Raw genomic sequence first — 11,228 nt, 5'->3', positions numbered from 1 at the left:
GCTGGGGGGTGGGGGCGGGGGCCCCGCTCTCCACAAGGGATGAAGCTCGCGGATGGCGGGCCCCCTCCACCATGCTTTGCATGGTCCCCCTCCCCGTTCCGGGGAGGAATTAGGGTGGACGAAGCTTCGTTCATCGCCGCGCTGCGCGCACTGCCGCTCCATCCCGGCGCGCAGGATCTCCGTGACGACGCGGCCGTGATCGAGATCGGAGGCGAGGCACTGGTCCTCACCCACGACGCGATCGCCGAGGGCGTGCACTATCGCGCCGGCACCGATCCCGCCGACATCGCCTGGAAGCTGGTCGCGGTGAACCTCTCCGACCTCGCCGCCAAGGCAGCCGAGCCGATCGGCGTGCTGATCGGCGCCACCCTGGTCGAGGGTGCCGGGCGCTTCGTCCACGGGCTGCGCGAGGTGCTCGATGCGTACGGCGTCAAGCTGCTCGGCGGCGACACCATTGCGCATGCCGGACCGGCGACCTTCGGCTGCACCGCGATCGGTCGCGCCACCGTCCGGCCGGTGCCGGCGCGGTCCGGAGCGCGGGCAGGGGATGCGCTCTACGTCACCGGGGCGATCGGCGCGGCGATGCTCGGGTTCGAAGCCGGCGACGGTGCCGCCTATCTCCGCCCGCGACCGCGGCTGGCCGAGGGGCTGGCGCTTGGGCCGCATGTCCATGCGATGATGGACGTGTCCGACGGGTTGCTGCTCGACGCGCGGCGGATGGCCGAGGCGAGCGGGTGCACCGCCGCGATCGAACTCGAGGCGGTGCCGTTCGCGCCGGGCACAAGCAACCGGCTCGCTGCCGCAAGCTGGGGCGACGATTACGAGCTGCTCTTCGCCGCGCCCGACGGCGCGCCGCTGCCGGTCGCCGCCACCCGGATCGGCGCCATGTTGGGACAAGCTGCGCAACCTCTTCTCCTCGATGGAAACGTTCCTCCCGAAAGGCTCGGTTACGAGCACCGCTGAGGCGGGTTGCGCCTGCCCGGGGTGCCCGATACCTTCCCGCTTCCGCAAGACCGGCGCGAAGACCGGCGCGGATTCCAGTTCCTAGGGGAAGGACTTCGCCTGATGACGATAGTTTATCTCGCCATCGCCTGCGGATTGCTGGCGGTGGCCTATGGCTTTCTGACGAGTCAGCAAGTGCTGCGGGCCTCGCCCGGCAACGAGAAGATGCAGGATATCGCCTCCGCGATCCAGGAGGGCGCCAAGGCCTATCTGGGCCGGCAGTATATGACGATCGCCGTGGTCGGCGTGATCGTCGCAATCGTGTTGTTCTTCACCTTGGGAGCGTTGCCGACGCTCGGTTTCGTGATCGGCGCGGTGCTTTCGGGCGTCGCCGGGTTCATCGGGATGAACATCTCGGTGCGCGCCAATGTCCGTACCGCGGAGGCCGCGCGCGGCTCGCTGCAGGGCGGGCTGACGCTGGCCTTCCGTTCGGGCGCGATCACCGGGATGCTGGTGGCCGGCCTGGGGCTGCTCGCGATCGCGGGCATCTTCGCCTATCTGGTCGAGGGCGCGGGCCTCGCACCCAATGCGCGCCCGGTGATCGAGACGCTCACGGGGCTTGCCTTCGGCGCCTCGCTGATCTCGATCTTCGCGCGTCTCGGCGGCGGCATCTTCACCAAGGCGGCCGATGTCGGCGCCGACCTGGTGGGCAAGGTCGAGGCCGGAATCCCCGAGGACGATCCCCGCAACCCGGCCGTGATCGCCGATAACGTGGGTGACAATGTCGGCGACTGCGCCGGCATGGCGGCCGACCTGTTCGAGACCTATGTCGTCACGCTCGGCATCACCATGGTGACGATCGCGTTGCTGATGCGCGGGCTGCTGCCCGAGCAGCTGCTGGCGCTGATGACGCTGCCGCTGGCCGTCGGCGGGGTGTGCATCATCACGTCGATCATCGGCACCTATTTCGTCCGGCTCGGCAAGAACCAGTCGATCATGGGCGCGCTCTACAAGGGCTTCTGGGTCACCGTGATCCTCTCGATCCCGGCGATCATCGGCGTGACGCATTATACGCTGGGCGGGCTCGACACGCTGATCGGCGGCGCGGGCGATCCCGCGGCCTTCCTCGAAGGCTCGACCGGCAGCGCCGACCAGGCCAATATCGGCCTCGCCGCCGGCCCGAGCTTCACCGGCTGGGACCTGGTCATCTGCATGATGATCGGCCTGGCGGTGACCGGCCTGCTGGTGTGGATCACCGAATATTACACCGGCACCAACTATCGCCCGGTCAAGTCGATCGCCAAGGCATCGGTGACCGGCCACGGCACCAACGTGATCCAGGGCCTCGCGATCAGCCTCGAATCGACGGCGCTGCCGACTTTGGTGATCGTCGTCGCGGTGATCGCGGCCTACCAGATCGCCGGGGTGATCGGCGTGGCCTTCGCGGCGACTTCGCTGCTCGCGCTGGCGGGCATGGTGGTCGCGCTCGACGCTTATGGTCCGGTGACCGACAATGCCGGCGGCATCGCCGAGATGGCGGGGCTCGAGGACGAAGTGCGGCGCAAGACCGACGCGCTGGACGCGGTGGGCAACACCACCAAGGCGGTGACCAAGGGCTATGCGATCGGCTCGGCCGCGCTTGCGGCGCTCGTGCTGTTCGGGGCCTATACCACCGACCTCCACGAGTTCTTCCCCAACGTCCATGTCGATTTCAGCTTGAGCAATCCCTACGTCATCGTCGGGCTGCTGCTCGGGGCGCTCTTGCCTTATCTGTTCGGCGCGTTCGGCATGACCGCGGTCGGCCGCGCGGCCGGATCGGTGGTGCAGGACGTGCGCGACCAGTTCCGCGACAATCCGGGGATCATGGAAGGGACCAGCCGCCCCAATTACGGCCGCACGGTCGACATCGTCACGCGGGCGGCGATCAAGGAGATGATCGTCCCGTCGCTGCTGCCGGTGCTCAGCCCGATCGCGGTCTATTTCCTGATCACCGCGGTGGCGGGGCAGCATGAGGGCTTCGCGGCCTTGGGCGCGATGCTGCTCGGCGTGATCGTCTCCGGCCTGTTCGTCGCCATCTCGATGACGTCGGGCGGCGGCGCATGGGACAATGCCAAGAAATATATCGAGGACGGCAATCACGGCGGCAAGGGATCCGAGGCGCACAAGGCCGCGGTGACCGGCGATACCGTCGGCGATCCGTACAAGGATACCGCTGGTCCCGCGGTGAACCCGATGATCAAGATCACCAACATCGTGGCGCTGCTGCTGCTCGCCGCGCTGGCGGGAAACCACGTCGGGGGCTGAACCTGTCGGTTGGAATCTGGTGCCCCGTCCGGAGCGATCCGGGCGGGGCTTTCTTTCGACTCCCGTCGTCGGATCGCCGACAGGCAACCAAAGGGTTGGCTCCGCGGCGATGCCAACCCTTTGGTTGGCTCGAGATATGGCGGATTTGTACGGTTTTCTGCCATTTCCGGCGGCGGGCCGGTTGACGAACCTTACCAGTCCACGCGTGCGCGCGCGTGGCGGGCGGCAAAGCCGATGCGGTGGTGGCGTGCGGAGATGCTGCGGCCCGGACATGCGCGAACGAAAGCAGAACAAATCCTACTTTACCAGCCTTTGTCGCATCGGCGGGCGGGCGCGGCATGACGAGACGGCGCCGTTCTGCTAGGGCGCGCGGCCCAGCCCATCGGAATACCCCAGTGACCGAACCTGCTCTGCCTTTCCACGTCGCCGCTCTCTACCAGTTCACGCGCTTCGACGATTGTGCGGTGATCCAGGCGCCGCTCGCCGAGCGCTGCCGGGCCGAGGGCGTCAAGGGCACGCTGCTGCTCGCGCGCGAGGGGATCAACGGCACGATCGCGGGGAGCGATGCGGGGATCGCAGCGGTGCTTGCGCATATCCGCGGGTTGCCCGGCTGCGCGGATCTCGACGTCAAGCATTCGCGCGCCGCGACCATGCCGTTCCATCGCATGAAGGTGCGCCTCAAGCGCGAGATCGTGACGATGGGGGAGCCCGTGGATCCCACCGACACCGGCGCCTATGTCGCGCCGCAGGACTGGAACGCGCTGATCGACGCGCCCGACACGATCCTGATCGACACGCGCAACGATTATGAAGTCGCGATCGGCAGCTTCGCCGGCGCGATCGATCCGAAGACGAAGAGCTTCCGCGAATTCCCCGAATGGGTGCGCGCGCATCGCCACGAATGGGAGAACGGGGCGGAGAAGCCCAGGATCGCGATGTTCTGCACCGGCGGGATACGCTGCGAGAAGGCGACGGCGTTCCTCAAGGCCGAGGGGCTCGATACGGTCTATCACCTGAAGGGTGGGATCCTCGCTTATCTGGAGCAGGTGGCGCCCGAGGAGAGCCGCTGGCAGGGCGAATGCTTCGTGTTCGACGAGCGTGTGGCGGTAGGGCACGGGCTCGAACTGGGCACGCATGGCCTGTGCCGCGCCTGCCGCATGCCGGTAAGCGAGGCGGACCGGCAATCGCCTCTGTTCGAAGAGGGCGTTTCCTGCCCGGCCTGCCATGCCGAGCGTACCGATGAGCAGCGCGAGCGCTATGCCGAGCGGCATCGGCAGGCGGAGCTGGCGGCTGCGCGTGGCGAGGCGCATGTGGGGGCGGTGTTTCCGGAGCGGGAGGACTGACGCCCGCAATGGCGCGCGGAAGCGCCAGGCCGGGGCTTGCCTCGATCGCCGGATCGCCCCTAGATTCGCGGCGTCGCAGACCGGGGGCGTCGCGCGGCGTGGGGGATCAGGATCATGCGGCTGTCATCGCTGCTCGCTGTCGGGCATGCGCTCTTGCTTGCGACTTCGCCGGCGGCCGCCCAGCAGGCACCGGCATCCGCACCGGTGCAGACAGCGGCTGCCAAACCGCCTGCGGCCGAGCTGTTCGCGACCAAGCCCTTCCTGAGCACCCTGTCGCTTTCGCCCGAAGGCACGCGCATTGCCGCGGTCGAGGCCAGCGGCGCGTCGACGCGGCTGGTGGTGTTCCAATCGACGGGCGACGACCGCAAGCCGCATTATTACGAGTTCGGCGGCCAGAGCATCGCGCGGATCGAATGGGCCGGCCCCGACCGGCTTCTCGTCACCACTGCGGTGTCGATCAATTTTCTGGGCATCCAGATCAGCGCCACGCGCCTGAGCCTCATCGATCTTCAGAGCCATGCGCGGCGCGATCTCGATCCGGAGAATAAGAGCCTGTTCGGCGGCTATGTGCTGTACACCGATCCGAAGGGTGAGTGGCTGCTGCTCGCGGTGCCGAAATCGGCGAGCGGCAGTCCGCTCGTCAAGCGCATCGATCTCGCCACGGGCGCCGCGACAGTGGTCGAGAAGGCGCGGCCCGACGTGTGGAACTGGTTCGCGGACAGCATGGGGGTGGTGCGTGCCGGGATCGGCTATGACGAGAATCGCTGGACGATGTGGTATCGCGATCGGCCGGAAGCGCCGCTCGCCAAGGTTCGTTCGCCCAACTTCAAGGGCATCGTCGGCGCGGTCGACACTGTCTATTTCTTCCCCGGCGAGGATGCCGGCGCGATCGTCACCAACGCCAAATCGGATCGTTTCGCAGCCTATCGCTTCGATTTCCGCACCGGCGAGATCGGCGACGTCATCTACGGGCATCCTCAGGTCGACGTGACCGACATCGTCGCGCACCCGGTGACGCGCAAGATCTCCGGCGTGTCCTATGAGGACGAGCGCGCACACATCGCGTGGCTTGATCCGGCGATGCAGGCGATCCAGCAGCGGCTCGACAAGGCCTTTCCGGGCGCGGACACGATGGTCATCGACCGCACCATCGACGGCAAGCGGTTGCTCGTCTGGTCCGGCAGCGGCTCGGATCCCGGCACCTATTATCTGTTCGACGTGCCCGCCCGGCGCATGGAGCCGATCGTCAAACCCTATGAAAAGCTGCTGGACGTGCGCCTCGCGCCGGTCGCGCCGATCCGGTACCCGGCGCGCGACGGCCTCTCCATTCCGGGGTATCTGACGCTGCCGCCGGGCAGCTCGGGCCGGGCGCTGCCGCTGGTGGTGATGCCGCACGGCGGCCCGTTCGTCCGCGACAGCTGGCGCTACGACCCCTATGTCCAGTTCCTCGCCAGCCGCGGCTATGCGGTGCTCCAGCCCAATTTCCGCGGCTCGACCGGCTATGGCAAATATTTCGTCGAGCAGGGCCATGGCCAATGGGGCCGCAAGATGCAGGACGATGTTGACGACGGAGTCGACTGGCTGATCAGGCAGGGGACGGTCGATCCGGCGCGCGTCTGCATCATGGGCGCGTCCTATGGCGGCTATGTCGCTTTATGGGGCGTGATCCGGAACCCCGAGAAATATCGCTGCGCGATCAGCCTGTCCGGCGTGAGCGACCTGCCGGGGATGCTCAAGCACGATCGCAGGATGTTCGGCGCGCCGCGCTATTTCCGGCAGTGGGAGAAGAAGGTCCGCGGCGAGGAGGAAACCGATCTGAAGGCGCTGTCCCCGCTTGCGCAGGCGGAGCGAGTGACCGTTCCGGTCTTCATCGCCCATGGCGAGCTCGACACCAATGTTCCGGTGGAACAGGCGCACAAGATGGTCAAGGCGCTCGCCGCGCGCAAAGGCGCGTCGTCAGAAGTGATATCGGCCTTCTACAAGGACGAGGGGCACGGCCTCGACAATCCGGCCAATTTCACCGACTTCCTCACGCGGCTCGAAGCGTTTCTGACGAAGCACAACCCCGCCGGAGTGAGTGCTCCGCGAACGCGCTAGAGCGACCGCGCGATCAGCAGCTTCATGATCTCGTTCGAGCCGCCATAGATCCGCTGCACCCGCGCGTTCCGCCACATCCGCGCGATCGGATAGTCGTTGATATAGCCATAGCCGCCGTGCAGCTGGAGGCATTCGTCGACCACCTGCCATTCGCTCTCGGTCACCCAGAGCTTGGCGATCGCGGCCTGGGTGAGGTCGAGGCTCCCGGCGAGCACGCGCACGAGGCAATCGTCGACGAAGACGCGCGCCACCGCGGCCTTGGCCTTGCACTCGGCGAGCTTGAACTGGGTGTTCTGGAAGTCGAAGACGCGCTGGCCGAATGCCTGCCGCTCCTTGACGTAGGCGCTGGTGACTTCGACCGCCTTCTCCATCGTGATCACGCTGCCGACCGCGATCACCAGCCGCTCGCGCGGGAGCTCGGCCATGAGCTGGCGGAAGCCCTGGCCCTCCACCTCGCCGAGCAGGTTCGCCGCCGGCACCCACACATCGTCGAAGAACAGCTCGGAGGTGTCCTGCGCGTCGAGCCCGATCTTGTCGAGCGCCTGGCCACGGCGGAAGCCCTCGGCCGTCTCGGTCTCGACGACGAGCAGCGAGACGCCCTTGCCGCCGGCCGCGGGATCGGTCTTGGCGACGACGATGACGAAGTCGGCGATCTGGCCGTTCGAGATGAAGGTCTTGGCGCCGTTGATGCGATAGCCGTCGCCGTCGCGGAGCGCGGTGGCGCGGATCGACTGGAGGTCGGAGCCCGCGCCCGGCTCGCTCATCGCGATCGCCGCGACCAGTTCGCCCGAGCAGAGCTTCGGGAGCCAGCGGCGTTTCTGCTCCTCGGTGCCGTGCGCGAGGACATAGGGAAGGATGATGACGTTGTGGAGCGACAGCGCGAATCCCTCGACGCCGTGGCGGCCGACGGCCTCGACCAGGGTGACGTCATGGCGGAAGTCACCGCCCGCGCCGCCATATTCTGCGGGGATCGAGACGCCGAGCAGCCCGGCCTCACCCGCCTGACGCCAGAAGGCGCGCTCGACCTGGCCGGCCGCGCGCCAGCTTGCGACGCGCTCGGGCGGGGCCTCGCGCTCGAAGAAGCGCGCGGCGGATTCCGCGAGGGCGATGAGCTCGGGGTCGTCGCGCCAGTTGCTGGTGGACATCGCTTGCCTCCTCTACTTCCGTCACCCCGGCCGAAGTGCCGGGGTCCACGGTGCCGCGGCGGAAGGACAAGAGGTTCGAGTTCTTCCACAGCCGCGCGGTGGACCCCGGAACAAGTCCGGGGTGACGGTTATGGTTGTGTGCATCCGCAGGCCCATCTCACCGCGGCGCCATCCGGATCGCGCCGTCGAGGCGGACGTCCTCGCCGTTGAAATAGGGGTTGCGCAGCATCTCGAGCGCCAGGCTGGCATAGTCCTCGGGTCGGCCGAGCCTTTTGGGGAAGGGGACCGAGGCGGCGAGCGCCTCCTTCACCTGGGGCGGGGCGGCGTTCATCAGCGGGGTGTCGAAGATGCCGGGGAGGATGGTGTTGACGCGAATGCCCTCGCCCGAAAGGTCGCGCGCGATCGGGAGCGTCATGCCGACGATCCCGCCCTTGGACGCCGAATAGGCCGCCTGGCCGATCTGGCCGTCCTCGGCGGCGACGCTGGCGGTGTTGACGATCGCGCCGCGCTCGCCGCCTTCGTCGGGGTCGAGCGTGAGCATGCCGGCGGCGCTCTTCACGATGCAGCGGAAACTGCCGACCAGATTGACCTGGATCACCCAGTCGAACGAAGCGGCGGGGAATTGGCGGATCTCGCCGGTCGCCTTGTCGCGGCCGACGGTCTTGAAGGCGTTGCCCACGCCGGCGCAGTTGACGAGGATGCGCTCCTGGCCGTGCGCCGCGCGTGCCCTCGCGAAGCCGGCATCGACCTCGTCGTCCGAACGGACATCGACCTTGCAGAACACCCCGCCGATCTCGGCGGCGAGCGCCTCGCCCTTTTCGGCGTTCATGTCGAACAATGCGACCTTGGCCCCTGCCGCCGCGAGCGCGCGGGCGGTTGCGGCGCCGAGGCCGGAGGCACCGCCCGTCACCACCGCTGCCGTGTTCTCGAACTTCATCTCCGTCTCCTAGCCGATCGTTCCCGCGGCCCTGAGCGCCGCGATTTGGGGTTCGTCATATCCGAGCCCGGCCAGCACCCGATCGGTCCACTCGCCGGGGCGCGAAGGCTGGGGCGGGGAGGCGGGCGTGGCGGCGAAACGCGGGGCGGGGGCGGGGGCTCCGCCCACGAAGGTGCCGCGCGCGGCGTTGTGGGGGTGCGCCGCCGCCTCGTCGAAGGTGAGAACCGGCGACACGCACGCCTCCGGCGCGAAATGCGCGACCCATGCGTCGCGGGTTCGCGTGGCGAAGATCGCGGCGAAGCGCTCGGCGCGCGCCGGCCAGGCGGCGGCATCCATCTGGCCGGCGAGGTCCTCGCCCAGCCCGGCGACCAAAGCGGCGTAGAATTGCGGCTCGATCGCGCCGACCGCGACGTGGCGGCCGTCGGCGCAGGCATAGGTCCGGTAGAAGGGCGCCGCGCCGCTCAGCAGGTTCGCGCCGGGCCCGTCGCGCCAGAGCCCCGCGGCCTTGAACCCCCAGCTCATGCTGGCGAGCAATGCCGCGCCTTCGGTCATCGCGGCGTCGACGACCTGGCCCGGCGCGCCCATCTTCACCGCGAGCAATGCGCTCACCATCCCGAAGGCGAGCAGCATGCCCCCGCCGCCGAAATCGCCGACATAGTTGACCGGGGCCACCGGCGGCGCGCCGGGCGTGCCGATCCCGTCGAGCAGCCCGGCGACCGCGATATAGTTGATGTCGTGCCCTGGCGCCTGGGCGAGCGGGCCGTCCTGCCCCCAGCCGGTCATCCGGCCGTAGACGAGTGTCGGCTTGTCCTTCAGCAGCATCTCGGGGCCGAGCCCGAGGCGCTCCATCACGCCCGGCCGGAAGCCTTCGATGATGCCGTCGGCGTCGCGGCACAGCGCGCGGGCGATCTCGGCGCCTTCGGGGTGCTTGAGCTCGACGCCGATCGCTTTCCTGGAGCGTGCCAGCGCGTGCGGGCCGAAGACGGCGCCGGGGCGCTCGATCCGGATCACTTCGGCACCGTGATCGGCGAGCATCATCGCGGCGAACGGGCCGGGGCCGATCCCGCCGAACTCGACGATGCGGATGCCGGTTAGGGTGCCGGGCATCAGAATCCTCCCCCGGAGGGGGAGGGGGACCGCGAAGCGGTGGAGGGGTAGTTGCCCCAAGCGACGTCGCCCGTGGAGACTACCCCTCCACCAAGCTGCGCTTGGTCCCCCTCCCCCTCCGGGGGAGGATTGAAGAACCGAGCCCTCACAGCGCCTCGACGATCGTCACATTGGCGATGCCGCCGCCTTCGCACATCGTCTGCAGCCCGTAGCGCTTGCCCCGCTTGCGCAGGGCATGGACCAAAGTCGTCATCAGCTTGGTCCCCGAGGCGCCGAGCGGGTGGCCGAGCGCGATCGCGCCGCCATGGACGTTGAGCCGCTCCGGATCGGCGCCGGTGTGCTCCAGCCACGCCAGCGGCACCGGGGCGAAGGCCTCGTTGACTTCGTAGAGGTCGATGTCGCCGATCTTCATTCCCGCGCGCTTCAGCGCCCGATCGGTGGCGAACAGCGGCTCCTCGAGCATGATCACCGGATCGCCCGCGGTGACGGTGAGGTTGTGGATGCGTGCCAGCGGGGTCAAGCCATGCGCCTTGAGCGCGGCCTCGCTCGCCACCATCACCGCCGAGGCGCCGTCGCAGATCTGGCTGGCATTGCCCGCGGTGATCACCCCGCCTTCGACCAGCGTCTTGAGGCTGCCGAGCCCCTCGATGCTCGCATCGAAGCGGATGCCCTCGTCGAGGACATGCATCTGCGGGCCCTCGGGCGTCTCGACCTCGAGCGGCAGGATCTCCGCGGCAAAGTCCCCGCGCGCGACTGCGGCGGCGGCGCGGCGATGGCTCTCCAGCGAATATGCGTCGAGCGCCTCGCGGCTATGGCCGTATTTCCGCGCGATCATCTCGGCGCCGGTGAACTGGCTGAAGCCGCGCACCCCGAAGCGATCGAGCTGCCGGTCGCTATAGGGTTTCGCGCCCGCGACGCTGGTGCCCATCGGCACGCGGCTCATATGCTCGACCCCCGCGGCGATCACCACGTCCTGCGTGCCCGACAGCACCGCCTGGGCCGCGAACTGGATCGCCTGTTGCGAGCTGCCGCACTGGCGGTCGATCGTCACCGCGGGGATGCTCTGCGGCAGCCCCGAGGCGAGCACGGCGTTGCGGCCGACATGCAGCGCCTGCTCGCCCGCCTGGCCGACGCAGCCCATGATCACGTCGTCGATCGCCGCTGGGTCGACGCCGCTGCGTGCCGCAACTTCGGCGAGCACCACGCCCGCCAGGTCGACCGGGTGCCAGCCCATCAGCCGACCGTTGCGCCCGTCCGGCGGATCGCTGCGGCATAGCCTTGGTTCGAGGGTTGGTCGCCGATGAGCACCAGCCACTTGCGCCACTTCTTCCAGGCCAGGTATTGGCCGAGCGC

General features: G+C 68.5%; 8 protein-coding genes. 4 read left to right on the top strand and 4 right to left on the bottom strand.

The annotated features are described in order from the left end of the window. The first annotated feature begins 114 nt into the window (after window positions 1–114). The 4 genes from thiL (at window position 115) to MT490_RS17480 (ending at window position 6,686) form a co-directional block, all read left to right on the top strand. Window positions 115–963, top strand: a complete 849-nt coding sequence (gene thiL / locus MT490_RS17495; RefSeq protein ID WP_297390587.1) for a thiamine-phosphate kinase — start codon at window positions 115–117, stop codon at window positions 961–963. A gap of 102 nt (window positions 964–1,065) precedes the next feature. Continuing rightward, window positions 1,066–3,246, top strand: coding sequence for a sodium-translocating pyrophosphatase (locus MT490_RS17490; protein ID WP_297390585.1), 2,181 nt, complete (start codon window positions 1,066–1,068; stop codon window positions 3,244–3,246). A gap of 395 nt (window positions 3,247–3,641) precedes the next feature. Then, window positions 3,642–4,589: a rhodanese-related sulfurtransferase gene (locus MT490_RS17485; protein ID WP_297390584.1), complete on the top strand. Its 948-nt coding sequence runs from the start codon at window positions 3,642–3,644 to the stop codon at window positions 4,587–4,589. Between the two features lie 114 nt (window positions 4,590–4,703). Beyond that, window positions 4,704–6,686 (top strand): S9 family peptidase, encoded by a 1,983-nt coding sequence (locus tag MT490_RS17480; protein WP_297390582.1) that lies wholly within the window; start codon window positions 4,704–4,706, stop codon window positions 6,684–6,686. Here MT490_RS17480 and MT490_RS17475 read toward each other — a convergent pair. From MT490_RS17475 to MT490_RS17460, 4 genes are all read right to left on the bottom strand, one after another. Next, on the bottom strand, window positions 6,683–7,831 hold the full coding sequence (locus MT490_RS17475) for an acyl-CoA dehydrogenase family protein (protein WP_297390580.1): 1,149 nt from the start codon (window positions 7,829–7,831) through the stop codon (window positions 6,683–6,685). The two genes, MT490_RS17480 and MT490_RS17475, sit on opposite strands and share 4 nt — an antisense overlap. 157 nt (window positions 7,832–7,988) lie before the next feature. Continuing rightward, complete coding sequence (locus MT490_RS17470) at window positions 7,989–8,768, bottom strand: SDR family NAD(P)-dependent oxidoreductase (RefSeq protein ID WP_297390578.1); 780 nt, start codon at window positions 8,766–8,768, stop codon at window positions 7,989–7,991. Window positions 8,769–8,777: 9 nt separating this feature from the next. Then, on the bottom strand, window positions 8,778–9,875 hold the full coding sequence (locus MT490_RS17465) for a CaiB/BaiF CoA-transferase family protein (RefSeq protein ID WP_297390576.1): 1,098 nt from the start codon (window positions 9,873–9,875) through the stop codon (window positions 8,778–8,780). 145 nt (window positions 9,876–10,020) lie between these two features. Beyond that, the gene (locus MT490_RS17460; RefSeq protein ID WP_297390589.1) at window positions 10,021–11,112 is read right to left on the bottom strand and encodes an acetyl-CoA C-acetyltransferase; all 1,092 of its coding nucleotides are present in this window, start codon (window positions 11,110–11,112) and stop codon (window positions 10,021–10,023) included. Between the last annotated feature and the right edge of the window lie 116 nt (window positions 11,113–11,228).

This window comes from Sphingomonas sp. (assembly GCF_026460985.1).
Classification (GTDB): Bacteria; Pseudomonadota; Alphaproteobacteria; order Sphingomonadales; family Sphingomonadaceae; genus Sphingomonas.
This window is presented reverse-complemented; position numbering and strand designations above follow the sequence as displayed.

Bases quoted from the DNA above. Each gene is read 5' to 3' on its own strand.
- MT490_RS17475 (WP_297390580.1), bottom strand. From the start codon at position 7,831: ATGTCCACCAGCAACTGGCGCGACGACCCCGAGCTCATCGCCCTCGCG.
- MT490_RS17470 (WP_297390578.1), bottom strand. From the start codon at position 8,768: ATGAAGTTCGAGAACACGGCAGCGGTGGTGACGGGCGGTGCCTCCGGC.
- MT490_RS17480 (WP_297390582.1), top strand. From the start codon at position 4,704: ATGCGGCTGTCATCGCTGCTCGCTGTCGGGCATGCGCTCTTGCTTGCG.
- MT490_RS17465 (WP_297390576.1), bottom strand. From the start codon at position 9,875: ATGCCCGGCACCCTAACCGGCATCCGCATCGTCGAGTTCGGCGGGATC.
- MT490_RS17490 (WP_297390585.1), top strand. From the start codon at position 1,066: ATGACGATAGTTTATCTCGCCATCGCCTGCGGATTGCTGGCGGTGGCC.